Annotated in this window: 21 protein-coding genes and 1 pseudogene; 7 read left to right on the top strand and 15 right to left on the bottom strand. The window is 43.8% G+C overall.

The window, feature by feature from the left end; all coding sequences use genetic code 11:
• Window position 1: 1 nt before the first annotated feature.
• The 5 genes from ASUC_RS03135 to ASUC_RS03115 all read right to left on the bottom strand — a co-directional run bounded on the left by ASUC_RS03135 (window position 2) and on the right by ASUC_RS03115 (window position 4,525).
• On the bottom strand, window positions 2–625 hold the full coding sequence (locus ASUC_RS03135) for an NADH:ubiquinone reductase (Na(+)-transporting) subunit D (protein ID WP_012072356.1): 624 nt from the start codon (window positions 623–625) through the stop codon (window positions 2–4).
• Window positions 625–1,395 (bottom strand): Na(+)-translocating NADH-quinone reductase subunit C, encoded by a 771-nt coding sequence (locus ASUC_RS03130; protein ID WP_012072355.1) that lies wholly within the window; start codon window positions 1,393–1,395, stop codon window positions 625–627. The genes ASUC_RS03135 and ASUC_RS03130 overlap by 1 nt, the downstream gene beginning before the upstream one ends.
• Window positions 1,388–2,617, bottom strand: coding sequence for an NADH:ubiquinone reductase (Na(+)-transporting) subunit B (locus tag ASUC_RS03125; protein ID WP_012072354.1), 1,230 nt, complete (start codon window positions 2,615–2,617; stop codon window positions 1,388–1,390). The genes ASUC_RS03130 and ASUC_RS03125 overlap by 8 nt, the downstream gene beginning before the upstream one ends.
• Window positions 2,618–2,619: 2 nt before the next feature.
• Window positions 2,620–3,951 carry a Na(+)-translocating NADH-quinone reductase subunit A gene (locus ASUC_RS03120; protein ID WP_012072353.1) on the bottom strand — a complete coding sequence of 444 codons (1,332 nt, stop codon included), beginning with the start codon at window positions 3,949–3,951 and terminating at the stop codon, window positions 2,620–2,622.
• Between the two features lie 262 nt (window positions 3,952–4,213).
• Window positions 4,214–4,525, bottom strand: a complete 312-nt coding sequence (locus tag ASUC_RS03115) for a BolA family protein (RefSeq protein ID WP_012072352.1) — start codon at window positions 4,523–4,525, stop codon at window positions 4,214–4,216.
• A 112-nt stretch (window positions 4,526–4,637) separates the two neighbouring features.
• Between ASUC_RS03115 and ASUC_RS03110 the strand changes: the two genes are divergently transcribed.
• Entirely contained in the window at window positions 4,638–5,231 is a 594-nt protein-coding gene (locus ASUC_RS03110; RefSeq protein WP_012072351.1) for a YajG family lipoprotein, read from the top strand.
• A gap of 86 nt (window positions 5,232–5,317) precedes the next feature.
• Here ASUC_RS03110 and ASUC_RS03105 read toward each other — a convergent pair.
• Together ASUC_RS03105 and ASUC_RS03100 are read right to left on the bottom strand one after the other, a co-directional pair.
• A pseudogene (locus ASUC_RS03105) lies at window positions 5,318–5,659 on the bottom strand (DMT family transporter).
• Window positions 5,660–5,684: 25 nt separating this feature from the next.
• Window positions 5,685–7,628 (bottom strand): ABC transporter ATP-binding protein, encoded by a 1,944-nt coding sequence (locus ASUC_RS03100; protein ID WP_012072349.1) that lies wholly within the window; start codon window positions 7,626–7,628, stop codon window positions 5,685–5,687.
• Window positions 7,629–7,772: 144 nt separating this feature from the next.
• On the opposite strand from ASUC_RS03100, the gene ASUC_RS03095 reads away from it, so the two are divergent.
• From ASUC_RS03095 to adhE, 4 genes are all read left to right on the top strand, one after another.
• Window positions 7,773–8,393: a MarC family protein gene (locus tag ASUC_RS03095; protein WP_012072348.1), complete on the top strand. Its 621-nt coding sequence runs from the start codon at window positions 7,773–7,775 to the stop codon at window positions 8,391–8,393.
• Window positions 8,394–8,602: 209 nt separating this feature from the next.
• Entirely contained in the window at window positions 8,603–10,048 is a 1,446-nt protein-coding gene (glpT, locus tag ASUC_RS03090; protein ID WP_012072347.1) for a glycerol-3-phosphate transporter, read from the top strand.
• Between the two features lie 135 nt (window positions 10,049–10,183).
• Entirely contained in the window at window positions 10,184–11,272 is a 1,089-nt protein-coding gene (gene glpQ / locus ASUC_RS03085; protein WP_012072346.1) for a glycerophosphodiester phosphodiesterase, read from the top strand.
• A gap of 252 nt (window positions 11,273–11,524) precedes the next feature.
• Window positions 11,525–14,149, top strand: a complete 2,625-nt coding sequence (gene adhE, locus ASUC_RS03080) for a bifunctional acetaldehyde-CoA/alcohol dehydrogenase (RefSeq protein WP_012072345.1) — start codon at window positions 11,525–11,527, stop codon at window positions 14,147–14,149.
• Between the two features lie 67 nt (window positions 14,150–14,216).
• On the opposite strand, the gene ASUC_RS03075 is transcribed toward adhE, so the two are convergent.
• The 6 genes from ASUC_RS03075 to ASUC_RS03050 form a co-directional block, all read right to left on the bottom strand.
• Window positions 14,217–15,548, bottom strand: coding sequence for a cation:proton antiporter (locus tag ASUC_RS03075; RefSeq protein ID WP_012072344.1), 1,332 nt, complete (start codon window positions 15,546–15,548; stop codon window positions 14,217–14,219).
• Window positions 15,548–17,869 (bottom strand): Tex family protein, encoded by a 2,322-nt coding sequence (locus ASUC_RS03070; RefSeq protein ID WP_012072343.1) that lies wholly within the window; start codon window positions 17,867–17,869, stop codon window positions 15,548–15,550. The genes ASUC_RS03075 and ASUC_RS03070 overlap by 1 nt, the downstream gene beginning before the upstream one ends.
• Before the next feature lie 112 nt (window positions 17,870–17,981).
• Entirely contained in the window at window positions 17,982–19,253 is a 1,272-nt protein-coding gene (locus tag ASUC_RS03065) for a class II D-tagatose-bisphosphate aldolase non-catalytic subunit (RefSeq protein ID WP_012072342.1), read from the bottom strand.
• Between the two features lie 12 nt (window positions 19,254–19,265).
• Window positions 19,266–20,315: a PTS fructose transporter subunit IIC gene (locus ASUC_RS03060; protein WP_012072341.1), complete on the bottom strand. Its 1,050-nt coding sequence runs from the start codon at window positions 20,313–20,315 to the stop codon at window positions 19,266–19,268.
• Window positions 20,316–20,327: 12 nt separating this feature from the next.
• Window positions 20,328–20,645 (bottom strand): PTS fructose transporter subunit IIB, encoded by a 318-nt coding sequence (locus ASUC_RS03055; protein ID WP_012072340.1) that lies wholly within the window; start codon window positions 20,643–20,645, stop codon window positions 20,328–20,330.
• Window positions 20,646–20,666: 21 nt separating this feature from the next.
• Complete coding sequence (locus ASUC_RS03050) at window positions 20,667–21,113, bottom strand: PTS sugar transporter subunit IIA (RefSeq protein ID WP_012072339.1); 447 nt, start codon at window positions 21,111–21,113, stop codon at window positions 20,667–20,669.
• Between the two features lie 494 nt (window positions 21,114–21,607).
• On the opposite strand from ASUC_RS03050, the gene ASUC_RS03045 reads away from it, so the two are divergent.
• Window positions 21,608–23,434: a BglG family transcription antiterminator gene (locus ASUC_RS03045; RefSeq protein ID WP_012072338.1), complete on the top strand. Its 1,827-nt coding sequence runs from the start codon at window positions 21,608–21,610 to the stop codon at window positions 23,432–23,434.
• 28 nt (window positions 23,435–23,462) lie between these two features.
• Window positions 23,463–24,416: a transaldolase gene (gene tal / locus ASUC_RS03040; protein ID WP_012072337.1), complete on the top strand. Its 954-nt coding sequence runs from the start codon at window positions 23,463–23,465 to the stop codon at window positions 24,414–24,416.
• Between the two features lie 88 nt (window positions 24,417–24,504).
• On the opposite strand, the gene era is transcribed toward tal, so the two are convergent.
• Together era and rnc are read right to left on the bottom strand one after the other, a co-directional pair.
• On the bottom strand, window positions 24,505–25,434 hold the full coding sequence (gene era, locus ASUC_RS03035) for a GTPase Era (RefSeq protein WP_012072336.1): 930 nt from the start codon (window positions 25,432–25,434) through the stop codon (window positions 24,505–24,507).
• Window positions 25,431–26,105: a ribonuclease III gene (gene rnc / locus ASUC_RS03030; protein WP_012072335.1), complete on the bottom strand. Its 675-nt coding sequence runs from the start codon at window positions 26,103–26,105 to the stop codon at window positions 25,431–25,433. The genes era and rnc overlap by 4 nt, the downstream gene beginning before the upstream one ends.
• Between the last annotated feature and the right edge of the window lie 2 nt (window positions 26,106–26,107).

The following is a 26,107-nucleotide window of genomic DNA, read 5'->3' as shown; positions in this document are numbered from 1 at the left end:
ATTATTTCTCCTGCTGTGCCGGTTTCCAAGTTCTTAATCCCCAGATGATAAATCCGATGATGAAGAATGCACTTGGTGCCAATAAGAATAAACCGTTCGCTTGATACCAACCGCCGTTTTGAATTGTTTCGAATACGGTCACGCCGAAGATTTTACCTGATCCGATAAGTTCACGTAAAAACGCGACGATAAGTAAAATGGCGCCGTATCCCAAACCGTTACCGATACCGTCCACAAAGCTTTCTAACGGGGCAGATTTCATTGCGAATGCTTCTGCGCGCCCCATTACGATACAGTTTGTAATAATCAATCCCACGAATACGGAAAGCTGTTTGGATAAATCGTATGCGTATGCGCGCAAAATCTGGTCAACCAGAATTACCAGTGACGCGATAATCGCCATTTGTACGATGATACGAATATTGTTCGGAATATAGTTACGAATACAAGAAATAAAGAGACTTGCAAAGCCCGTAACCAGACTTACCGCAACTGCCATTACCAACGCAGTCTGTAACTGAGTCGTTACCGCCAATGCGGAACAAATACCGAGAATTTGTAATGCAATTGGGTTGTTATCGGCAATTGGCGATAACAATAATTTTTTAAGATTGCTGCCTGCCATTAGTTAGCCCCCCCTGCTTTGAATTTCGCTAAATACGGACCGAAACCCTGTGCTCCGAACCAATATTTGAATGAGCCGTCGACACCGTTTGATGTCAAAGTCGCACCGGATAAAGCATCAATGCCGTGTTCTTTATTGGATGATGCATTTTTACCGACAACTAACGCCACTTCGTTTTGCTCATTAAATAATTTTTTGCCTACGAAGTTTTTCTGCCAGTTCGGGTTGGCGATTTCACCGCCAAGCCCCGCCGTTTCGCCTTGTTCATAGTAAGTAATGCCATTGATGGTATTCGCATCAGGCTGTACTGCGACGAATCCGTACATAATAGACCATAAACCGTTACCATACATAGGTAATACAACTTGCGTAGTTTTACCGGCTTCGTCTTTTACAAGATAAACCTCGGCAAATTTCGACCGCACTCTAATACCGGCTTTATCGTCAGCCGGAGCGATTGCAATGCTGGTTGCCGGGTCTTTCGCCGAGGCTTTCGCATCAAAATCAGCCATGCCGTCAACGTAATCGCCCGTCGCCAAATCAACGATTTTAGGCTCGATGAATTTTGCATAAGTATCCTGAATATTCGTATTCTCATGCATTAAGCCGGCAGCTATCAGAATATTTTTTTGTTTATCAAGTTGTTTCTGAATCTCTTGTGTTGGTTTTAACAACACCGCAGCACCCGCCACGATAAAAGAACATACTAAACTTAACAGAACAACGACGGTTAATGTTCCGCCAACGCTATCTTTATTAAACTTAGACATTGCGAGCTCTCCGACGTTTGATATTTGCTTGAACGACAATATAGTCAAAAATTGGCGCGAATAAGTTGGCAAATAAAATTGCTAACATCATACCTTCCGGATATGCCGGATTGACAACGCGGATAATAACCGCCATCACACCGATAAGTGCGCCGTACCACCATTTACCGGTGTTCGTGAATGACGCTGAAACAGGATCCGTCGCCATAAAGAACATCCCTAAAGCAAAACCGCCTAATACAAGATGCCAATGCCACGGCATGGAAAACATTGCGTTTGTTTCCGAACCAATCAGATTGAACAATGTTGAAGTGATCACCATACCGACGAATACACCGGCAATAATACGCCAGGATGCAATACGGGCAAAAACAATAATTGCCGCACCGATGATAAGCGCCAGAGTAGAGACTTCCCCCATAGACCCCGGAATATTACCTAAAAATGCATCCATCCACGTAATCGGCTGATCTGTCGCAACATGTTTTAATGCGGCTTCACCGCCTTGCGACCATTGTGAAAGCGCGGTCGCGCCGGAGAAACCGTCCGTCGCAGTCCACACCAAGTCACCGGAAATTTGCCCCGGATAAGCGAAGAATAGAAATGCACGTCCCGCCAATGCCGGATTCATAAAGTTTTTACCAACCCCGCCGAATATCTCTTTCGCAACCACTAAGCCGAAAGAAATACCAAGAGCGGCCTGCCATAACGGTAATGTCGGCGGAACGATTAATGCGAAAAGAATCGTTGTAACAAAGAACCCCTCATTCACTTCATGACCGCGGACAATCGCGAATAGCAATTCCCAAAACATACCTACGGCAAACGCCACGATATAGATAGGTAAGAAGAATGTCGCGCCCAATAACATTTTGCTACCCCAACCGCCATTCTCAAGATCCGCACCTAATGCCTGCGCTAGAGAATAGTGCCAGTCGTTCGCCACTAAATCCGCTAAATTACCTAAACCCGCAGCCGCCGTAATAGATTGACCGCCCACATTGTACAAACCGTAGAACAATGCCGGAAATAATGCCAACCAAACGATGATCATCATACGTTTTGAATCGATAGCATCACGCACATGAGTGGTATTCTGTGTTGCCGTACCCGGTGTGTAAAGCAAAGTGTAAACCGATTCAAACAAAGGATACAATTTTGCATATTTGCCACCGGGTAAAAAGGCGGGTTCCATTTTTTCAAAAAGATTTTTCAACCCCATTTTTAACCTTCCTTCTCAATCTTGTCTAATGCCTGACGCAAGAATGAACCGTAATCAGCTTTACCGGGATCCACAAAAGTACAAAGCGCTAAATCTTCCTCATCTAGCTCTAAGCAACCCAAGGATTGTGCTGAATCCGTATCGCCCACTTCCAAGTCACGTAATAATAATGTCGGCAAAATGTCTAACGGCATAACTCGTTCATAAGAACCGATTGGCACCATCGCTCGATGACCGCCGTTTTCTGCCGTCGTGAAATTAAACAATTTTTTACCGAAATGTCCCAATACCGTACGCGTAATAGAGAATTTATTCGCCTGTGGCGAAATCCAACCGAAAAACTCTTTCTCGGTATCTTCCGCGAGAACGGAAACCTGTAACGCATAACGACCTAAATAATTATGCGGACCTTCCGCTTTTGCTCCGTACAATACGGAACCGGAAATAACCCGATTTTCGCCCGCATTTAGCTCGTTTTCGGTTAATTGAGTAAGATTCGCACCCGATACGGTACGCACCAAACGCGGATTTTTTACTTGAGGACCGGCTAAAGACACCACGCGCTCTACAAATAATTCACCGGTAGTAAATAATTTACCGATAGCAATGACATCCTGATAATTCAAATGCCATACGGTTTTAGTCAAACTGACGGGATCAATGAAGTGAATATGGGTTCCCACTAAACCTGCCGGATGTTTACCGCCGAATTCATGCACTTTAACGGCGCCGACCGCAGTAATATTACTTCCTGCCGATTTCACCAGATTCACCTTGTCATGTAAACGGGTTAATACGGTTAAGCCGTTGGTAAAATCTTCAGCATATTCATTAATGATAACCGCCGGATCCGCCGCTAACGGATTACTATCCATAGCATTGACGAAAATAGAAGACGGCACGGCATCAATAGCGGGTACTTTACTGAACGGACGGGTACGTAATGCTGTCCACAAACCTGAAGCCTGCAGATTTCGACGGACTTGTTCACCCGTTAATTGATTTAATGCGGCGACATCGTATTTTTCAAAAGTAACCTGTTCGTTACCTCCGACACGAATTACCACGGATTGTAATACACGCTTAGCACCACGATTAATCGCAGTTACAGTACCACTTGCAGGTGCGGTGAAAACGACACCGGGATTCTTTTTGTCTTCAAAAAGAACTTGCCCTTTTTTCACTGTATCGCCTTCACGAACTTTCATGGAAGGACGCATACCCACATACTCTTCACCAAGCATAGCAACTTCAGTCACGGCATTACCGTCACGGATTACTTGTTCCGGCTTCCCTGCAATAGGAAGATCCAAGCCTTTTTTAATCGTAATCATGTTTGCACTACTTTTCGTTAGGTTTAAAAATTAAGCCATTTTTACAAAAATGCGTAAAAAATGACCGCACATTGAGTAATGATTCTCTCGAATCATAAAAATAAAGACTCAAATTCGGGAATTTTGCCTGTTTTCTACTTACTTTTGAGTAATAAATACTCGAAAAACTGTGCATTAGACAAAAATAAACACTGCATTTTAACCGAAATACCGTGTTTTATCCACTTATTCCGTATGGCAATTTAACATTTTTTATACATCCTTAATGACCGCCCCCCAAACAATCGGTAGACGACGGTATCTGCCGGTTACGCGCCTGCCATTCCGACAACGTAAAGGTATGCAGTGCCAACGCATGAATGCCGTCGCTCAACGCCTGCGCCAGACATTGGTAAACCAATTTATGCCGGGCGACTCGGCGCAGACCGTCGAATTTATCGCTCACCAGTACGATCTTAAAATGGCTTTCTCCGTCACGATTCACGCTATGACGATGACTTTCGTTTTCAATGTGAAAAAAGTGCGGTCGAAATTCCTGCGATAATTTTTCCGTTAAATTCCGTTGTTTTGACATTATATTTCTCAATATTTCATTTTATTTATGGCTTAGTCGGGCAACAAAGGCTATACATTATTGTCGAAGTTTGCAAGAATAAACCGTTTTCAACTGTAAAAAGGAAAAATAAATGAAAATCATCAAAACCCTTTCCCTTGCCGCGGTAATAAGTTCTTTCTTTTTGGCTGCCTGCAGCGCACCAAGCAATACCCTGACTTTTAATCCCACTGCGCCGACGTCTTCAACGGCATTTAATACCGGCAACCAAAAAGCTATTGTGTCGGTTGTCACTAAAGACGAACGCCGTCAGCCGGAAATTTCCGCTTACACTCATGAAGGACAACTCCACAAATTATCGTCATCGCCGGACATTACCGCTCTGTTCCAACAAATCATTCAGCAGGATTTGAATGCGAAAGGTTTCCGCCTGTCCGATACCGGGGCTAACACTAACATACTGGTCACAGTAAAAGAATTTTACGCTAAAGTCGACGAAGGAACGATTCGCCATAAAATCACCTCGCGTATCCAACTGGAAATTCATGTGCAGGGCGCCAAAGGCAACTACACTAAAAACATGGGTTCCAGCCGTGTAGACGAAGGCGCATTGGGCGTAAATAATAAGGATATCCAGCAATCTTTAGACGCTACGTTAAAAGAAGTCGTCAATGCGCTGTATAACGATCAGGAAATTGCCAATGCTATCCGCCAGTACGCCAGCTAAAAACGCACGAATAATTATTTGCAATTTCGTAAACGAATTCGCTCACTTCTGACGGCGCCGCCGGCATAGACATTGTTCGAAAAACTTTATTTTTGTGACCGCACTTCCGATGCGGCAATATGATCCGGTCGAAAACAAATCAGGCTTAATACGCCGGCAAGAATGAATCCGATGCCGGCGAGTCCTGCGCCGTCCGGTTTCTGTCCGAAAACAAAATACGCCGCCACAGACGTTAAAATAATACCCGCACCGGACTAAACCGCATACACAACGCCGATAGGCAAAGTTTTCATAATAACCGGCAACCAATACAACCAAACAATAAACGCCATCGCCGCAACCGCCGCAGGTAGAGGTTTGCTGAAGCGCCGCCGGGCTTTAATGCAACTCAAACCAATCACAAGACTGAGCGGCATCCGGAGATTCATAAAATACCTTAATCAAACCGTTCCGTTATTCAATCGCAAGCAGACTTTCCAATTTTTCCTGCGTCACCAGCCAATTCATTTCCGCTTCTTCTAAGGCTTTCTTAGTTTGTACCTGTTGCGCCAAAAGTGCGGTCAGTTTTTCTTTATTTTCAGCGAGATAAAGTTCGCTATCCGCCAGTTGAGTTTCAATGTCGGCAAGCTGTGCGCTCAGCTTATCCATTTTCGCTTCAAACTCGGTAAGTTGCTTACGAAGCGGTGCCGTTTGTTGACGTAATTCCGCTTCACGACGTTTTTGTTCCTTACGATTGGCACTGGAATTTTCATTCGCGGATTGTTTAAAAACGTCGCTGTTTTTGACCGCACTTTTTTGTTCATTGCGTTGTTGGCTGTTCACCTCGTTCAACCATTTGGCGTAATCCTCCAAATCTCCTTTGAATTCTTCCACTCGCTTATCGTGAACCAGATAAAATTCTTCCGCCGTATTACGCAACAAATGGCGATCATGGGACACGACAATCAATGATCCCCGATAATCCACCAACGCCTCCGTTAAGGCCTGGCGCATATCCAAATCCAGATGGTTGGTCGGTTCGTCCAATAGCAGTAAATTCGGACGTTGCCACACAATTAAAGCAAGAACCAAACGCGCTTTTTCTCCGCCGGAAAATTGCTTTACGGGCTCCTTCACTTTATCGCCGTGAAAAGCAAAACTGCCGAGATAGTCGCGTAACGCCTGCTCCGTTTGTTGCGGCGCCAGTTTTTGTAAATGCCAAAGCGCACTTTCGTCGGCCCTTAGCGTATCGAGCTGATGTTGGGCGAAATAACCCAACCGTACGCCTTTTGCCTGTTGTACCGTGCCGGAAAGTGCGGTCAGCTCGCCCGCCAGAAGTTTAATCAAAGTGGACTTACCCGCTCCGTTTTTACCAAGCAAGCCAATACGCGAACCGGGTACCAGATTTAATTTGATTTTACTCAAAATTTCCACCGCTCGATCGCCTTCACCGTAACCGGCGGACGCTTTGTCGATCATAATCAACGGATTCGGCAATGAAAGCGGTTCACGAAATGCAAAGGTAAAGGGATTATCCGCATGAGCGGGCGCAATCAATTCCATACGTTCCAAGGCTTTTATGCGGCTTTGCGCCTGTTTCGCTTTACTGGCTTTAGCTTTAAAACGATCGATATATTTTTGCAAATGCGCAATTTTATCCTGCTGTTGACGGAAAAGTGCGGTCTGTTGCGACAGTTTTTCCGCACGCTGCAACTCGAAACTCGAATAATCGCCGGTATATTCGTTAAGCTTTTGGTTTTCAATGTGAATGATTTTATTGACAATCGGATCCAGAAAATCACGATCATGGGAAATCAGTATCAATGTACCTTGATATTGCGTCAGCCAGCGTTCAAGCCAAATTACCGCATCTAAATCCAAATGGTTGGTGGGTTCGTCCAGCAGTAATAAGTCGGACGGACAAAGTAATGCCTGTGCCAGATTCAAACGCATTCGCCAACCGCCCGAAAAGGATTTCACCGAACGGTTCAGTTCATCCTGTGAAAAACCTAAGCCGTGCAACAATGCGGCGGCACGGGATTGAATCGACCAAGCGTCGATAACATCGAGTTGTCCGTGAATACGGGCGATGGCGTTACCGTCATTATATTCGTTCGCCTGCGCCAGCTTTTTTTGTAACCGGGTATAAGTACGATCCCCCTCAATCACATAATCCAACGCAGAAATGTCTAATGCCGGCGTTTCCTGATTCACCCAAGAAACCGCCCAACCGGCGGGATAACCGATTTCCCCACCTTCAGGCTGGCTTTCTTTTTTTAACAAAGAAAAAAGCGAAGATTTACCACACCCGTTTTTGCCCACTAATCCGACCTTTTGTTTCGGACTAATGGTGGCGTTGGCATTTTCCAATAATAAATTTTGCCCGCGTTTGAGCGATAAATTCGAAAATAAAATCATAAAATTGTGTTAAATTGAGCTCATTTGTTTAGAATGACCAAACGGCGTTTTTTCACCTTGGTTCGACGAAAATAAACTTCGCCGTAACCGTTTATAAAAAAATAAACGCCCCTGATTATTCTCCTGTTTTTTTAGAGGCTTATTATGTTTGATTCGTTGCTTGTACAGTTTGTTGTGTTATGGGCGGTAATCGACCCGATCGGATCCATTCCCGTTTATCTGACCAAAACCGCAAGGCTATCGGCCGAAGAGCGGCATCATGTTGCGCTTAAATCCGTTTTAATTGCAAGCGGTATTTTATTATTTTTCCTACTTGTCGTGCAGGTATTATTCGAACTCATGCAAATTCCCCTTTCCGCTTTTCAGATTGCCGGCGGTTTGGTTTTATTTATTTTTGCACTCACCATGATTTTTGGCGAAGGCAAGCCTGAACACGAAATAAAAATGCATACCAATTTATCCGAATTGGCGGTCTACCCGCTTGCCGTGCCGTCGATAGCCTCACCGGGCGCCATGATGGCAATTGTGATGTTAACGGATAACCACCGCTTCAGTTTTACCGATCAGCTTATCACGGCGCTGATTATGCTGTCGGTACTCGGCATTACTTATGTATTATTTTTAATCGCGAATCGTATTCAAAAGCTTATCGGAAATACGGGAGCCGCCGTTATTAGCCGGGTTATGGGATTAATTCTGGCGGCGGTTGCGGTAAATAATATTTTAGTGGGGATTCACGATTTTTATATCCAATCCTTACACTAAGGTATTTTACATTAATATCCAAGAAAGTGCGGTCAAAATTCAAACGAATTTTTAGCCGCACTTTCTTTTTCGCGTAAAAAATGAGTGAAAACGCAATATTTACGTGATCAAATTCACAAAATTGACATAAATTATTTTGTTCTTTTATCCGTTTAGAGTATCTTTATTGCGCAAACAACCCGTTTGTTTTTTATTAGTGGAGGATTACTATGTTTGGTCCATTTAAGCCGGCACCGCACATTGCGGAGCTTCCGGCGGATAAGATCGATTCAACGTATAAACGCTTACGATGGCAGGTTTTCGCAGGAATTTTCTTCGGTTATGCAGCGTTCTACTTTGTTCGTGCAAATTTCGATTTAGCGCAAAAAGGGTTAATTGAAGCCGGCATGTACACTAAAACCGAATTGGGCATCATCGGTACCGGTGCCGGTTTGGCGTACGGTTTGTCGAAATTCATCATGGCAGGGATGTCCGATCGTTCGAATCCGAAAGTATTCTTACCGTTCGGTTTGTTACTTTCGGGTTTGTGTATGACATTAATGGGATTAATGCCTTGGGCGACCTCCGGTATCGCTATTATGTTCACACTAATTTTCCTGAACGGCTGGTTTCAGGGAATGGGGTGGCCGCCATGCGGTCGTACAATGGTTCACTGGTGGTCTAAATCGGAACGGGGAACCATCGTTTCAATCTGGAATTGCGCCCATAATTTAGGGGGAATGGTGCCGGGTATGATGGTATTATTAGCCAGCGCCGTTTACTTCAGCGAATACGGCGTTCAGGCTACGGCGAAAGACGTATGGCAACAGGCGTTATATTATCCCGGTGTTGCCGCTATGATTGCCGCCGTTCCTATTTACTTCGTGATGAAAGACACACCGCAATCCTGTGGTTTACCGCCGATCGAAAAATGGCGAAACGATTATCCGGACGATTATGATGAAAAAACCGCAGAAAAAGATTTAAGTACGAAAGAAATCTTCGTGAACTACGTACTGAAAAATAAATTACTGTGGTATATCGCAATTGCCAACGTATTTGTGTATTTAATCCGTTACGGCGTATTAAAATGGTCGCCGGTATATCTGGGCGAAGTAAAACACTTCAACATAAAAGGGACTGCCTGGGCATATACCATTTATGAACTGGCGGCAATTCCGGGTACATTATTATGCGGTTGGGTCTCCGATAAAATATTCAAAGGCAAACGTGGTATAACCGGCTTTGTATTTATGATTTTAACTACCATTGCCGTATTCGCTTTATGGAAAAATCCGGCAACTCCGGAAGCGGAATTAGCACAATATGCCGGTCGTCCGTTCTATGAAAATCCGTACCAGTTAACCGATTTCATCTTAATGACGACTGTCGGTTTCTTGATTTACGGTCCGGTTATGTTAATCGGTTTACACGCTCTTGAACTTGCGCCGAAAAAAGCGGCGGGTACTGCCGCCGGTTTTACCGGTTTATTCGGCTACTTGGGCGGAACGGTTTCCGCTTCGGCTGTGGTCGGTTGGGCCGCAGACAAATTCGGTTGGGACGGTGGCTTCTACGTTATGATTGCCGGCGGTTTATCGGCTGTTCTGCTAATGTTTATCGTCATGCTTGCCGAAAGCAAACATAAAGCTCAATTAGGCGACCATTACGGTAAATAATACTTAACCCTGAAAGGAAGAGCGTCGGTTCTTCCTTTTTCATTTTTCGGACGCTCCGTTTTCTCAGTCCTGAAAAACATGGCGTTTTTCCACCGCACTTTACGTGCCTATCTGCAAAACCGAAAGGGAGGTTTTATGAAACTGAAAATATTAGCCGCAGTCGTCGCCATGGCCGCCTTAACGGCCTGTTCTTCTCAATCGTCCGTATCGCGACAAGCGGTAACGGAGCAAAATAAAATCGTCATCGCTCACCGCGGGGCAAGCGGTTATTTGCCGGAACACACGCTGGAAAGCAAAGCCCTGGCATTCGGGCAAAAAGCCGATTATCTGGAACAGGATTTAGCCATGACCAAAGACAACCGTCTGATTGTGATTCACGATCACTTTCTTGACGAATTAACGGATGTGGCGAAAAAATTCCCGAACCGCAAACGTACCGACGGACGCTATTACGTCATCGACTTTACCCTGAAAGAAATTCAAAGCCTTGCAATGACGGAAAATTTCAAAACCGAAAACGGTAAACAGGTACAGGTATATCCGAACCGCTTCCCGTTGTGGCAATCTCATTTCCGTATTCACACCTTCGAAGAGGAACTGGAATTCATTCAAGGATTGGAAAAATCCAGCGGCAAAAAAATCGGCATTTATCCTGAAATTAAAGCGCCGTGGTTACACCGCAAAGAAGGTAAAGATATCAGCCAAGCCGTGCTTCAGGTGCTGAAAAAATACGGTTACACCCAAAAATCCGATCCCGTTTATCTGCAAACTTTTGATTTCAACGAGCTTAAACGGATTAAAACCGAACTCTTGCCGCAAATGGGCATGGATGTGAAATTGGTACAGCTTATCGCCTACACCGACTGGCATGAGACGGAAGAAAAAAACACCGACGGTAAATGGGTGAACTACGATTACGACTGGATGTTTAAAGACGGCGCCATGGCGGAAGTGGCAAAATATGCCGACGGTGTCGGTCCGGGCTGGTATATGCTGGTGGACGAAAAGCAATCCAAACCGGGCAGCATCGTATATACGCCGCTGGTTAACGAACTGAAGAAATACCGTATGGAACTGCATCCGTACACGGTACGTAAAGACGCCTTACCGGCATTCTTTACCGATGTAAACCAAATGTACGACGCATTGCTGAACAAAGCGGGCGCTACCGGTATATTCACCGATTTCCCCGATACGGCGGTAGAATTTTTACAACATAAATAAAGAGTAACACCACTTAACACAGTCAAGTGCGGTCAAAAAATCATGAAAATTTTGACCGCACTTTTCTGTATTTATACACAGATAAAATAAATTAAAATATTTTACTTTGAAAGATAACCTTTCATTTAAAAAGCATTTTTTGTGATCTAGATCACGTTTTTAGCAAAAAACACTGTCTTGATATACCTCTAAAGAAGTACAATTCTCCGCAGTTTCAGATTTAAAAATTTAACAACTTTAGGAGAAATCATTATGAATAACACTGTTGAAAATGCAGTCGGTCCGGCACAGACGGAAGTCAATTCGCTGGTAGAGAAAGGTTTGGTCGCACTGGAAAAATTCAGGGGACTCAATCAGGAACAGGTGGATTACATCGTCGCTAAAGCATCGGTTGCGGCGCTGGACCAACACGGCACATTAGCATTACACGCATTAGAGGAAACAGGACGCGGCGTGTTTGAAGACAAAGCGACTAAAAACCTGTTTGCCTGCGAACACGTGGTAAATAAAATGCGTCACTGGAAAACCGCCGGTATAATCAGTGACGATGACGTTACCGGTATCACCGAAATCGCCGATCCGGTTGGCGTGATATGCGGTATTACACCGACTACTAATCCCACTTCTACCACTATTTTCAAATCCTTGATCGCACTAAAAACCCGTAATCCGATTGTATTCGCCTTCCATCCATCGGCTCAACAATCCTCCGCTCACGCCGCCCGTATCGTGCGTGATGCCGCTTTAGCCGCAGGCGCACCGGAAGATTGCATTCAGTGGATTGAACATCCGTCCATGGAAGGAACCAATGCACTGATGAACCACTCGGGTATCGCTACCATTCTGGCTACCGGCGGCAACGCCATGGTACAAGCGGCGTACTCCTGCGGTAAACCGGCGCTCGGCGTCGGTGCGGGTAACGTACCGGCTTATGTAGAAAAATCCGCCGATATTAAACAGGCCTGCCACGATATCGTAATGTCGAAATCCTTTGATAACGGCATGATATGCGCATCGGAACAAGCTGCCATCATTGATGCGGAAATTTACGACGAATTTGTAAAAGAACTGAAATCCTACGGTGTCTATTTTGTCAATAAAAAGGAAAAAGCGTTGCTGGAAGCCTTTATGTTCGGTGTAAAAGGCAACAGCGCTAACTGCGCCGGCGCCAAATTAAACGCCGACGTGGTGGGAAAATCCGCTTACTGGATTGCACAACAGGCCGGCTTTGAAGTGCCGCCGAAAACCAATATTCTGGCGGCGGAATGTAAAGAAGTCAGTCCGAAAGAACCGTTAACCAGGGAGAAACTGTCTCCGGTGCTCGCCATTCTGAAATCCCGCTCGACGGAGGAGGGGCTGCTGATGGCGGAAGCCATGGTGGAGTTTCACGGTTTGGGTCACTCCGCCGCCATTCACACTAAAGACGCCGAATTGGCCAAACGTTTCGGTGAGCGGGTAAAAGCCATTCGCGTTATCTGGAATTCACCCTCCACTTTCGGCGGTATCGGTGACGTATACAACGCCTTTCTGCCTTCCTTAACGCTGGGATGCGGTTCGTACGGTAAAAATTCCGTAAGTAACAACGTCAGCGCCATGAATTTAGTCAATATCAAACGCGTAGGCAGACGGAGAAATAATATGCAATGGTTTAAAGTGCCTTCAAAAATCTATTTTGAACGTGATTCAATTCAATATTTACAATCCGTACCGGACATGAAACGCGTAGTGATCATAACCGACCGTACTATGGTGGACTTAGGGTTCGTGCAAAAAATCGCACACCAGCTGGAATCCCGCCGTGATCCGGTTTCTTATCAGCTTTTTGCCGATGTAGAACCGGATCCCAGCATCCAGACCGTACGCCGCGGAGTAGATTTAATCCGCAACTTCAAACCGGATAGTATTATCGCCCTGGGCGGCGGCTCGGCGATGGACGCGGCAAAAGTAATGTGGCTGTTCTACGAACAACCGGAAATAGATTTTCGCGATTTGGTGCAAAAATTTATGGATATACGTAAACGTGCCTTCAAATTCCCGTCATTGGGTAAAAAAGCCCGCTACATCGGTATTCCGACCACATCCGGTACGGGTTCGGAAGTTACGCCGTTTGCCGTAATTACCGAAGGAAATAAAAAATATCCGATTGCGGATTACTCGCTCACTCCTACCATCGCGCTGGTGGATCCGGCACTGGTGATGACTGTTCCTGCCAATGTCGCGGCGGACACCGGTCTGGACGTATTGACTCACGCGACGGAAGCCTACGTATCCGTGCTTGCCAACGATTATACCGACGGGTTGGCGTTGCAGGCGATCAAACTGGTATTCCGCTATCTGGAAAAATCCGTCAAAGAGAAAGATGCGGAAGCCAGGGAAAAAATGCACAACGCCTCAACCATTGCCGGTATGGCCTTCGCCAACGCATTTTTAGGCATGAATCACTCCCTCGCTCACAAACTCGGCGGTTATTTCCACACGCCCCACGGACGTACTAATGCGATTTTAATGCCGCATGTCATTCGTTATAACGGCACCAAGCCGACTAAAACCGCTACGTGGCCGAAATACAATTATTACAAAGCGGACGAAAAATATCAGGATATCGCCCGTTTGCTGGGTCTACCGGCAGCCACGCCGGCGGAAGGAGTAAAATCCTACGCGAAAGCGGTTTACGATTTAGCCGTGCGTTGCGGTATTAAAATGTCTTTTAAAGAGCAGGGACTGGACGAGCAAGCCTGGATGGATGCCCGCCATGAAATCGCGCTGCTTGCTTATGAAGATCAGTGTTCGCCGGCGAACCCGCGTTTACCGATTGTCGCGGATATGGAAGACATTCTGGCCAACGCTTACTACGGTTACGACGAAAATCAATATTAAACGGGAAAATTCGTTAAAAAACGCCCGCACTTGTTAAAGTGCGGGCGTTTTTTATGTATATTTTTTTCTAAATATCCGTAAAATCCTTGGACGCACCTAATTTTACATAAGCCTCATGCACGGGATCCGCACATTTCGACTTTTTAATCATGTTTTCAATGGTCGTACCTTGAACAAGAATAGAAAAGGTCACCACCGTATAGGTCATCAAGATAATGACATCCCGTACGTCAAGTTTTACCTCGCCGCCGGTGATAAAACCCGCTCCGGTCGGAATGGAAAGCGCCATGGCCAAGGCAAGCCCGCCACGTAATCCGCCCCAAGTCAAAATGCGAAGCGTATACGGATTATAGGCACGAAAACGCGACAGAATGCGGTAAGGAATCCATAAACTGATATAGCGTGCCGTCAGACAAACCGGAATGGCAAATAACATTAACAGAGAACTTTCAAAACTAAAATCCACCAATAAAAGTACTAAACCGATCAACAAAAACAGCAAAGAATTAAGCGAATGATCGATCATTTCCCAAAAATTATCCAGATACAACCGACTTTGCCGGGAGAATCCTTGGCGGCGGGTCCAGTTACCGATCATAATACCGGAAACCACCATAGTTAACGCCCCCGAAACATGCAGCAGGTTCGCCATACTGTAACCTACGGTCGGAATAGTTAAAGTAATGAGAATTTCCAAGCTGCCGTCATCCGTAGCGGAAATAAAACTATGCGCCACAAAACCGGTCAATAAACCGAATAAGATGCCGCCCACGGCTTCCTGCAGAAATAACCCCAATACTCCGCCGAACGTCGGCGACCGTCCTTCGAAAGCAACGGCGAAAATCGTCGTAAAAATCACCAAACCGATTCCGTCATTAAATAACGATTCGCCTTCTACCTGCATAGACATCCGTTTCGGTGCTTTGAGATTCTTGATTATGGCGAGCACGGCAATAGGGTCGGTAGGAGATATCAACGCACCGAACAACAGACAATAAATAAAATCGATATTCAACCCTAATAGATTCGCTATGGCATAGATTAAAAAACCGATAATAAATGTTGACGCGAAAGTCGAGAACAGTGCATAAACCGCAATTTCCCGCCGCTGCTCTTTCATTAACGGCAATTTAATCCCCAGAGAACCGGCAAATAACAAAAAACCGAGCATGCCGTCCAACAAGAAATGCTGGAAATCAAGTTTCTCCATAATGGAAATCGCCAGCTGATCCAGCTTAAACCAGCCGAATGCGCTGAGAACCCAAAGCAAAAGCGACCCCACCATGGCCGACGCGGTAATAATAATGGTAGATTGCAGATTTTCATTGATTTTCAGCGTAAAAAAATTAATGAACATTGCCAAGCCGAACAAAAAACATATATAAGAATAAATTTCCATTATTTTTTCCAGTTTTTCAACACATCGGCGAACGCATTATTAGCGAACCGGTTACGCGTCGGCTGGCGAGCGTCACAAGAAGAATTATCCCGCATGGAACGCGGTTTAGCGCTTAAAGTGCGGTCAAATTTATCCTGATTTTTCACCGCACGTTCTTCTAACCGCATGGTTAAGGCGATGCGACGGCGTGCCACATCCACGTCTAATACTTTGACTTTTACCACATCGCCGGTTTTCACCACTTGGTGCGGATTTTCCACGAACCTGTCCGACAGGCCGGAAATGTGCACCAAACCGTCCTGATGAACACCGATGTCCACAAACGCCCCGAAATTGGTAACGTTAGTAATCGTACCCTCCAAAATCATACCCGGTTGCAAATCCGTAATATCTTCCACCCCATCCATAAATACGGCGGTTTTAAAGACGCCGCGCGGATCCCGCCCCGGTTTTTCCAGCTCTTTGAAAATATCCATCACCGTCGGCAAACCGAATTGCTCGTCCGTAAACTGTTTAGCGTCCAACTGGCGAATCGCCGCGGCGTTACCCATTAAATCCTGAATAGACTGCGTCGTCGAGCGCAGAATTTTTTCTACTACCGCATAGGTTTCCGGGTGGACGCCTGAAGCGTCCAACGGATTTTTGCCGTTAATAATTCGCATAAATCCCGCACATTGTTCAAACGCTTTTGGCCCTAACCGCGGTACTTTTTTCAATTCGACACGACTGTTAAAACGCCCGTTTTCATCACGGTATGCCACAATATTCTGCGCCAGCGTTTTAGTCATGCCCGCCACCCGCGCCAATAACGGTGCGGACGCCATATTTAAATCCACACCGACGGCATTTACACAGTCTTCCACTACGGCATCCAGTTTACGGGCAAGCTGAATTTGATTGACGTCATGCTGATACTGTCCGACACCGATGGCTTTCGGTTCGATTTTCACCAATTCCGCCAACGGATCTTGCAAACGGCGCGCAATGGAAACCGCACCGCGCAATGACACATCCAAATCCGGAAATTCTTTCGCCGCCAATTCAGAAGCGGAATAAACCGACGCCCCCGCTTCGCTCACGACTACGGCTTGCGGTTTGTATTCTTTAATTTCTTTAATTACGTCTTTGACGAACCGCTCGGTTTCGCGGGATGCCGTACCGTTGCCGATGGCTATCAGTTCCACATGATGGTTTTTAATCAGTTTGTAAACCGTTATCATGGCTTCATCCGTACGTCCCGTATGGGGATAAATCGTCGCGGTTTCCAGCAATTTCCCGGTATTATCCACAACCGCCACTTTCACACCGGTACGCAATCCCGGATCCAGTCCCATGGTATTCTTTGCTCCCGCCGGTGCCGCCATTAAAAGTGCGGTCAGATTTCGGGCAAAAACGTCAATCGCTTCCTCTTCCGCTTTTTCGCGCAAACTACTCATCAGTTCGGTTTCCAAATGCAACGCCACTTTGATTTTCCAGGTCCAGGCGATAACCTGTTCCCGCCATTTATCGGCGGGTTGTCCGTTGAAATGAACATTTAAATGCTGACGGATAATCTCTTCACAATAACTGGAACGACTGCCCTCTTCCGCTTCGGGATCCGCATTCAAACTTAACTGTAAAATGCCTTCGTTGCGACCGCGAAACATTGCCAATGCACGATGCGACGGCACCTTGTTAAAGCGTTCCTGATGCTCAAAATAATCCTGAAACTTCGCGCCTTCCGCCTCTTTACCGTCTAAAACTTTGGATACAAGAACTGCACTTTGGGTTAAATAACGGCGAATTTTGGCTAATAATTCCGCATCTTCGGCGAACCGTTCCATTAAAATATAACGCGCGCCGTCCAATGCCGCTTTGCTGTCGGCGACACCTTTCTGCGCATCGACAAATTGCTGCGCGGCACTTTCCGGATCATGGTTCGGTTCCGACCAAAGCAAATCCGCCAAGGGCTCCAAACCCGCTTCCACGGCGATTTGTCCTTTGGTTCGGCGTTTCGGTTTATACGGCAGATATAAATCTTCTAATTCCGTCTTACTTTGCGTTTGCAGAATTTTATCCTGTAATTCATCGGTTAATTTGCCTTGCTCACCGATAGATTTCAAAATGGTTTGACGGCGTTCATCCAGTTCGCGCAAATAAATCAAACGGGTTTCAAAATGGCGTAATTGGCTATCGTCCAGTCCGCCGGTGACTTCTTTGCGGTAACGGGCGATAAAGGGGATGGTATTGCCGTCATCCAGTAATTGGACGGCGGCGAGAATTTGTTGCGGTCTAACCTGAAGCTCGGCGGCGATAATTTGGCTGATTTGTTGATTTAACATGATTTTCTCTTCAATAAAAAAGTGGGCATAGCATACTGTTTTTTTTGAGGGGGTTCAAATACAAAGACCGCACTTATAAGAAGTGCGGTCAGGTTTGAAGCTATTTCATGAATTATTTGATAATATTGCGGATTCGTGTCGTCACGCCTTTCAAATTGTAACATTCCGCATAATCACGGATTGGACGTTTAATATGATCAATTACATAGCGTTTACCATCAATGTTATTTTCTGCTAAATTCGCATATAATTTTGCAATTTCAGCTTTTACGGAATCATAATTATAGGTGTAATGTCCTGCGATATCCAAAATTTCTTCTGCAATTTTTGGATCCCTTGAAATTTCTTCAAGGGTGAGATTTTTTTGCTCTCCCACCATCCACTTTCTCCAACGCTCGCAACGAACGGCTTCTTCAAGTAATACTTGACGAATATTAGACGGATTTTCAATTAAACCGTTTTTCGCTAAGCGCGCCTCAACAGCCGCTAAATTTAAATATGCGCGGGTTTCTTCCGTACCATATTGCGGTGCCACGTTAGTTGCCGTGATTCGAGACGGGATATGCTCAAGCAGTGTTACATCATCAAGATAGTCACCATTATGTTCTTTCAACCCTACGCTATATTGTTTTGCCATTTTGGCCAGGCTGTAGGCATTGGCAAAATTAAATGTACCGACTTGTTCTGTTTTACGGGTTAGCGTACCTGTCTGTCCGACAATAAAAGTCGGCATCGGCAAACCACGTTTAGTTAGCTCATCACGCAATCTTAAAATGAACGTTTCATAGGTTTCGGTTGATGTTAAACCGCCATTGGTTTCTTCCGTACCGACTTCATAACCGATTTCAGGCAAATTACGGGCTTTACGCTCTTGCTCACAATAATCAATCAAATCAACAGTACGTTCTAATACCGTATCCAATGGGATAACTTTGCCGACTTCAAACGGATCTTTGGTAGGATCAATCATTAACAAATCAAACCCCGCTTCAATGTCGCCGATATAAGATCGTCGACCCAGTTTCATTGCTTCTTCCGTAGGTAAATGATCGTTACGTTCTTTATCCCGTTGCCAAGGGCCTCCATGATCGCGGCATAAATAGTATAAATTATCATAGCCTATTTCATCCGCTACATCTTTTACAGCTTGAGCGAAAGTAAACTGATTCCAACCATTTACATATCCGCCGCCAAGTTCATCTAAATCTACTTGATTCCGACTTGCAATAAACATCACCGGATAATCATCTTCTTGTGATAATTCTAAGGCCGCTTGCACACAATTTTTAGACATGGGCCCAATACCAAGTAATGTTGCACTGGCGCCCTTCTCTTGTAATTTCAATAGAGATTCTACAACGGTTTTGATCGGTAATTTACTCATAATATGCCTCACTTAAGCTTTATCTGATTCTAAATTTGGTTTGGTAAAGTGGAGAATAACAACTGAAACTAAGGTGCCGATAAGCATCGACAAGAAAAACCAAAGTTTGCCGTTAACTACCGGAAGAACAATTAAACCGCCGTGAGGGATAAGCGTTTCTACGCCATTTATCATGGATAACGCACCGCCAACCGCACTACCGATAATAATTGCGGGTAATACGCATTTCATATCTTTAACGGCAAATGGAATAGCCCCTTCAGTAATACCGATAAGCCCCATAAAGAAAGCCGAAATACCGAGATCTTTATCTTCCGACGTATATTTTTTGCGATCTATGAAAGTAGATAACGCCATAGCTAAAGGCGGAATAGCAACGGCAACACGATGTGCGCCGTTAGGCTCGAAAATACCTTCTGCCATTAGTGCGAGAGTAAAAGCTGTCGCCGTTTTATTAATCGGTCCTCCCATATCAATAGCCGTCATGGCTCCAATAATTAATCCGAGAACAATCGCGCTACCTCCTTGCAATTCACCTAAAATTTCAACTAACTGTTTCATTGCAAATCCGATAGGTTCGGCGACAATATAGATATACGCCATACCTAGTACAAACGTCGTAATCACCGGAACAATCAAGATCGGCATAATAGTTTTAATCGTATTTGGCACTTTCCATGTTTTACACCATTTCACAAAATAGCCGACTGCAATTCCCATGATAATAGCGCCAAGAAACCCTGTTTTAATGCCGCCTTCTCCAACCGGATTATTTGCGACATAACCTAAAATCATTGCCGGTGCCAGTGCGGGTTTGCCTGAAATAGAATTTGCGATATAACCTGCTAAAATAGGAATCATGACGGAAAAACCGGCAACACCAAGATCACTCAGATTTTTCATAAATGGATTAGTGACGCTCATACCCGCATCTGTCGCATCGCCTGTCGATAATGCTAATGCTAAGAAAATACCGCCGACAACCACTGCCGGTAACATAAAAGATACGCCCGTATTAAAAGCTTTTTGTAACTCCTGCATTACATTATTTAATTTAGCCATAATATGGTCTCCTTATGCTAAAGCCTCAGCTTTATCAATCAAATCAACAATGTGTTTGATCGCATTACCCGGCTCGATATCAATTACTTTCCCAAGGTCACGTTTTTCTTCAAAACGCTCTTCACCTTCAATGGCAATTGCAACGGCAAGAATCACAACATCCGCAGCGTCCACTTCGGATTGGTCCAATTCATTCTCAACTCCCATACTGCCTTGGGTTTCAACGCTAATTTGATGACCTCTTTTTTTACATTCTTTTTCAATAGCTTCTTGAGCCATATAAGTATGAGCCACGCCTGTAGGGCAAGCTGTAATTGCGACAATTTTCATAATGAACTCCTTTATCTATTCTCAAATTTCAATTTGGCTCAAATGGGCTTCGACTTGTTTCGTCGTCTCAAAATCAGCCAGTGCATTGCGATAATCGTCATCCAACAATTTTTTACTTAGCTGCGAAATAAATTTGAGATGAAGTACCACGTCTGCTTCAGGCACTCCGATCAGAAAAACATATTTCACCAGCTCTTCTTCATCCCAATAAAATGGTATTTTTAATCGTGCAAAACTGATAAAGGGAGATAAAACAGTATTTGATTTGCCATGTGGCATTCCGATGCCATAACCAATCGCTGTCGAAAATTGTTCTTCTCGTTGCTTCACTGTTTCAATAAATTGTCCTAAATCCGAGATATAACCATGCTCAAAAGCGAGCTGGGAAATCGCTTCAATGATGGTATTTTTGTTATCCGCATCTAAATCGAGAATGATGAGCTGCTCTGAAATAATTGATTTTTCCATTATCGACTCTCCCTATATTGCCGTTTGATTGGCATTCTATTCACCTACCAAACGTAAAGAAACATCAAAACATTGCAACAAGTGCGGTCGAATTTTGGTTCAATGTTGCAAAAAAAGATTTGTTAGAATACAGGCAGCGAGATTCCAAGCGGGGAAATCAAAAAATTACATGTTTATCTTGTCCGTCACGGAAAAACGCCTTGGAATGTGGAAAGCCTATGATTAGGAAAAGCACGCTGTCATGTGTAACTGAAGAAAATATTTTTAAACCGAAAAACAGGAATTGCATTAGCTTTGTTGCGGCTTATTCAAGAACATTGCTAGAAACTATTGATGCTCGTTATATCTTGGGCGACTGAAACATTTTATTCTTTTGATATTTAGAACCGGATGAACATTATTTCGGCAAATAGGAAGGTGTATTTGATGCGGATTTAAAAGAATTAACGATGTAACGCATTTGACTTAATTCAAGTAAAGCAAAGGATATCGGTATGCAATTATCCAAACGCCAAACAAAGCTGTTTCAGCTTTTAGATCATCAGGCTGATTACTGCACGATCAATCAGATTGCCCAACATTTAGGCGTATCAAAACGTAGTGTGCATTACGATTTAGCAAAACTCCACGATTTTTTTCTACAACAAGGAAAAGAGCTAAAAACCAAACCGAGTGTCGGCGTTAAAATCGTGACAACGGCAAAGAAAAACGAACATAAAGCAAACAATTTTACAAGCTCTCGCTTAACCGTCGATGCTAGACGCGTAGAAATTTTAGCTCAATTATTATTCGAAGAACGGATTGTAACGCAAACAGAATTAGCGGAACGGTATTTTGTAAGTAAATCGTCAATTCAAAATGATCTCCGGTCTATCAATCAACAATTTATCGAATTAAAAACCGACCATGACGGTACTTACATTGCAACTACGGAGGTAAATTGGCAAAAAGCTTTATTTAAATTTAATCAATATATTTCGTCGTCTTATGCCGAGCTATCAGATAAGGCAAGAGCATTAAACACCTATTATCCGCAAGAAATTATTGATTTTGTGAACAAACTTATTTCTCGGTATATCCTGAAAACAGGAATAAAACTCTCTGATTTTTATATCCAAAATATCATGCATATTCTGATTATTCTGGTTTACCGGATTCAAAAAGGCAATCATTTCCCTGAACGATCAAACAATGATGCGCTACCGAACATTGCATTAGAGAAAATGATAAACAATATCGAATCTGAATTTTCAATTCGATTCAATCAAGGAGATATGCATTTTCTACGACACCATTTTTTTCTTAACCGATTAGACGAAATTAATGAGAATGCCATAAATTGTGAAAATATAGTTCACCAATTAATCGCTGAAGTCGAACACTTAACAAATATTCCGTTTACTACGGATGAACAGCTTTATAAGCAGTTATTATTACACGTGCCGTCAATGATTTCTCGTTTGCAGGATGTGAATTATATGGAAAATCCTTATACACAGGAAATCAAAAGTGAACTGAGCCGTTCCTACAACATTTTGTTGATTGCGGTGCAAAAAATTGAAACTCAATTTCATATAAAATTTAATGAAGATGAAGTAATTTTTCTATCTCTATACTTTCAAGTTGCCCAAGAAAGATTACGAAAAAACAGAAAAATTTTAGTCGTTTGTCCTATGGGGACGGCTGCGTCAGAATTGGTTATCAATAGAATCAAACGGTTCGTCGCAGGACAAGATATATTAGAATCGGCATCATTAACCGAACTACAACATCTTGATTTAACACAATTTGATCTTATTCTAAGTACGGTCGAACTGGCGGATATCAAGCAAAAATGGTTCAAAATATCTTTATTTATCAATGAAAAAGATATTAAAATGTTACTCAATATTGAGCGGGATGAAAACAATTATAGGCAAATCAGTTCAAATGCGGTATTCTCTTCAGATATATATCATGAGATTCAAGGCAATTATTCGGATAAGGTAACCTTACTGCAGGATGTCATTGATGGTTTAACCGTTAAAAATCGGGTAAAAAACGGCTATTTACAATCCGTTTTAGAACGTGAAAAATTAAGTCCGACCGACTTACCCATGGGCATTGCGATACCTCACGGCATATCGGATTTAGTGAACAAAACAACCGTAGTAATCGTTAAGAATAAACGCAAAATCAAGTGGGATAATTATACCGTTGATATTATTTTCATGATTAATATCGCTCCACAAGATCGATATCAAACAAAAAATATCATTTCTGAAATATATAGCGTGATCGACTCCCCGGATCTGCTTAATACATTAAGAAATTCAATTTGAATAAACTGATGAAAATCAAGAGGTTAATATGACGACACAATTAGATGCATTAAAACAAATGACCGTGGTGGTTGCGGATACCGGCGATATTGAAGCGATGAAATTGTATAAACCGCAAGATGCCACCACCAATCCTTCTTTAATTTTAAGCGCTTCCGCACTGCCGCAATACGTCTCACTAATCGATGATGCCGTTGCGTACGCTAAAGCTAAAAGTTCGGACAAAGCACAACAATTAATCGATGCGGAAGATAAACTTGCGGTGAATATCGGTTTGGAGATCCTAAAACTCGTACCGGGTCGTATTTCTACAGAAGTAGATGCCCGTCTTTCTTACGACATTCAGGGGACAATTGAAAAAGCTCGTAAAATTATTGCGTTATATAACGAGGCGGGTGTTGCCAACGATCGCATTCTGATTAAAGTCGCTTCAACCTGGCAGGGTATCCGGGCGGCGGAAGTACTTGAAAAAGAAGGCATTAACTGCAACTTAACGTTATTATTCTCTCAAGCCCAAGCCCGCGCCTGTGCGGAAGCCGGCGTTTATTTGATTTCACCGTTCGTCGGTCGTATTCTTGATTGGTATAAAGCCAACAGCGACAAACAAGAATATGCACCGGCAGAAGATCCGGGTGTAATTTCCGTGACGCAAATTTACAATTACTATAAACAATACGGCTATAAAACTGTCGTAATGGGTGCGAGTTTCCGCAATATCGGCGAAATTACCGAATTGGCAGGTTGCGACCGTTTAACCATCGCTCCGCCATTACTGAAACAGTTACAGGAAAACGAGGCTCCGTTAGCCCGTAAATTGGAATATAAAGGCGAAGTACAAACTCGGCCTGCCCCAATGACAGAAGCGGAATTCTACTGGGAACATAATGCCGATCCGATGGCGGTGGAAAAATTAGCGGAAGGGATTCGTAAATTTGCCGCGGATATTGAAAAATTAGAAGCAATGCTTGCAGCAAAACTCTAATTGCTTAAACAAAAAATCTGCACCCCAAAGTCAGACTAACGACCGACTACAAAGGTGCGGATTTTTTACATTTAAAGAGACCCGGAATCTAATAATCTTCCATATACCCTAAGCTGCGCAACGCCCGTTCGTCATCTGCCCAACCGGATTTAACTTTCACCCATAATTCCAGATGAACCTTATTATCAAACAGACGTTCCATATCCTGGCGAGCCTCGGTGCCGATAACTTTGATTTTTTGTCCGCCTTGTCCGATCACCATTTTTTTCTGGCCTTCACGCTCTACCAAAATCAATCCGTTAATTTCATAAACGCCTCGTTCGTTTAATTTGAACTGTTCGATTTCTACCGTAACGGAATAAGGTAATTCTTCTCCCATAAAACGCATTAATTTTTCCCGGATAATTTCCGATGCCATAAAGCGTTGGGAACGATCGGTTATATAATCTTCCGGGAAGTGGTGAATTCCTGGTTTTAACGAACAACGTACGATCTCCTGCAATTTATGCACATTGTTCCCCCGCTGAGCGGAAATCGGTACAATATCGGCAAAATTAAATTTTCCGCTTAATTCCGTGATAAAGGGTAGCAACTCATCTTTATTTTTTACATTGTCGATTTTATTAATTGCCAGCACGACCGGCGCTTTCGCCTGACGCAATTTATTCAGCACCATTTCATCGTCTTCGTTCCAATGAGTACCGTCTACAACAAAAATAATCAAATCCACATCACCGATCGCACTGCTTGCTGCTCGATTCATTAAACGGTTAATAGCGCGTTTTTCTTCAATATGTAATCCCGGCGTATCGACATAAACCGCTTGATACGGACCTTCCGTATGAATTCCCACTATACGGTGGCGGGTCGTTTGCGCTTTACGGGAAGTAATAGAAATCTTTTGTCCTAATATTTTGTTTAATAAAGTGGATTTACCCACGTTAGGGCGTCCTACGATAGCAATAAAACCGCAATAGCTTTCTGCATTTTCACTTAAAGTTAAATCTTTATCTGTCATTTAATATCCAACACTTTCAAAATTTGTTCTGCCGCCACTTGTTCCGCTTTACGACGACTGCCCGCCACTCCGACAAATGTACGATCCAAATTTTCTACATGACATTCCACGGTAAAAGTTTGGCAATGGGCTTCACCTTGAATATCAGTTACATTATACGCCGGCAACGCCAAGCGTTTTCCTTGTAAATATTCCTGTAACCGGGTTTTAGGATCCTTCTGATTTTCACCCGGTTGAATATCCCGTAACAATACTTCGTACCAACGGCGTACAATTTCCATAGTTTTCGGTAAATTACTGTCCAAAGACATAGCGCCGATAATCGCTTCTACGCAGTCAGCTAAAATAGAAGCGCGACGAAACCCGCCGCTTTTCAATTCACCGGCCCCCAACGCCATATAGTTACCTAAATCAAACTGGTGAGCCAATTCCGCTAGAGTTTTTTCCCGAACTAACGTCGCACGCATACGACTTAATTCTCCCTCGTTACAATGGGGAAACTGCAAATATAACGCCTCGCCGATAGTTAAGTTCAGAATCGCATCACCTAGAAATTCCAGACGCTCATTATGGACTTTTGCCGCGCTACGGTGCGTCAGAGCCTGTTTTAATAGGGTAAGATTGCTAAACTCGTAGCCAATCTTATGCTGTAATCTATCTAAATGTTTCATAT

Source organism: Actinobacillus succinogenes 130Z, assembly GCF_000017245.1.
GTDB lineage: Bacteria > Pseudomonadota > Gammaproteobacteria > Enterobacterales > Pasteurellaceae > Exercitatus > Exercitatus succinogenes.
This window is presented reverse-complemented; position numbering and strand designations above follow the sequence as displayed.

Excerpts from the sequence above, each read along its gene's own strand:
- ASUC_RS03135 (WP_012072356.1), bottom strand. The coding sequence starts at position 625 with ATGGCAGGCAGCAATCTTAAAAAATTATTGTTATCGCCAATTGCCGAT.
- ASUC_RS03130 (WP_012072355.1), bottom strand. The coding sequence starts at position 1,395 with ATGTCTAAGTTTAATAAAGATAGCGTTGGCGGAACATTAACCGTCGTT.
- ASUC_RS03125 (WP_012072354.1), bottom strand. The coding sequence starts at position 2,617 with ATGGGGTTGAAAAATCTTTTTGAAAAAATGGAACCCGCCTTTTTACCC.
- ASUC_RS03120 (WP_012072353.1), bottom strand. The coding sequence starts at position 3,951 with ATGATTACGATTAAAAAAGGCTTGGATCTTCCTATTGCAGGGAAGCCG.
- ASUC_RS03115 (WP_012072352.1), bottom strand. The coding sequence starts at position 4,525 with ATGTCAAAACAACGGAATTTAACGGAAAAATTATCGCAGGAATTTCGA.
- ASUC_RS03110 (WP_012072351.1), top strand. The coding sequence starts at position 4,638 with ATGAAAATCATCAAAACCCTTTCCCTTGCCGCGGTAATAAGTTCTTTC.
- ASUC_RS03100 (WP_012072349.1), bottom strand. The coding sequence starts at position 7,628 with ATGATTTTATTTTCGAATTTATCGCTCAAACGCGGGCAAAATTTATTA.
- ASUC_RS03095 (WP_012072348.1), top strand. The coding sequence starts at position 7,773 with ATGTTTGATTCGTTGCTTGTACAGTTTGTTGTGTTATGGGCGGTAATC.
- glpT (WP_012072347.1), top strand. The coding sequence starts at position 8,603 with ATGTTTGGTCCATTTAAGCCGGCACCGCACATTGCGGAGCTTCCGGCG.
- glpQ (WP_012072346.1), top strand. The coding sequence starts at position 10,184 with ATGAAACTGAAAATATTAGCCGCAGTCGTCGCCATGGCCGCCTTAACG.
- adhE (WP_012072345.1), top strand. The coding sequence starts at position 11,525 with ATGAATAACACTGTTGAAAATGCAGTCGGTCCGGCACAGACGGAAGTC.
- ASUC_RS03075 (WP_012072344.1), bottom strand. The coding sequence starts at position 15,548 with ATGGAAATTTATTCTTATATATGTTTTTTGTTCGGCTTGGCAATGTTC.
- ASUC_RS03070 (WP_012072343.1), bottom strand. The coding sequence starts at position 17,869 with ATGTTAAATCAACAAATCAGCCAAATTATCGCCGCCGAGCTTCAGGTT.
- ASUC_RS03065 (WP_012072342.1), bottom strand. The coding sequence starts at position 19,253 with ATGAGTAAATTACCGATCAAAACCGTTGTAGAATCTCTATTGAAATTA.
- ASUC_RS03060 (WP_012072341.1), bottom strand. The coding sequence starts at position 20,315 with ATGGCTAAATTAAATAATGTAATGCAGGAGTTACAAAAAGCTTTTAAT.
- ASUC_RS03055 (WP_012072340.1), bottom strand. The coding sequence starts at position 20,645 with ATGAAAATTGTCGCAATTACAGCTTGCCCTACAGGCGTGGCTCATACT.
- ASUC_RS03050 (WP_012072339.1), bottom strand. The coding sequence starts at position 21,113 with ATGGAAAAATCAATTATTTCAGAGCAGCTCATCATTCTCGATTTAGAT.
- ASUC_RS03045 (WP_012072338.1), top strand. The coding sequence starts at position 21,608 with ATGCAATTATCCAAACGCCAAACAAAGCTGTTTCAGCTTTTAGATCAT.
- tal (WP_012072337.1), top strand. The coding sequence starts at position 23,463 with ATGACGACACAATTAGATGCATTAAAACAAATGACCGTGGTGGTTGCG.
- era (WP_012072336.1), bottom strand. The coding sequence starts at position 25,434 with ATGACAGATAAAGATTTAACTTTAAGTGAAAATGCAGAAAGCTATTGC.
- rnc (WP_012072335.1), bottom strand. The coding sequence starts at position 26,105 with ATGAAACATTTAGATAGATTACAGCATAAGATTGGCTACGAGTTTAGC.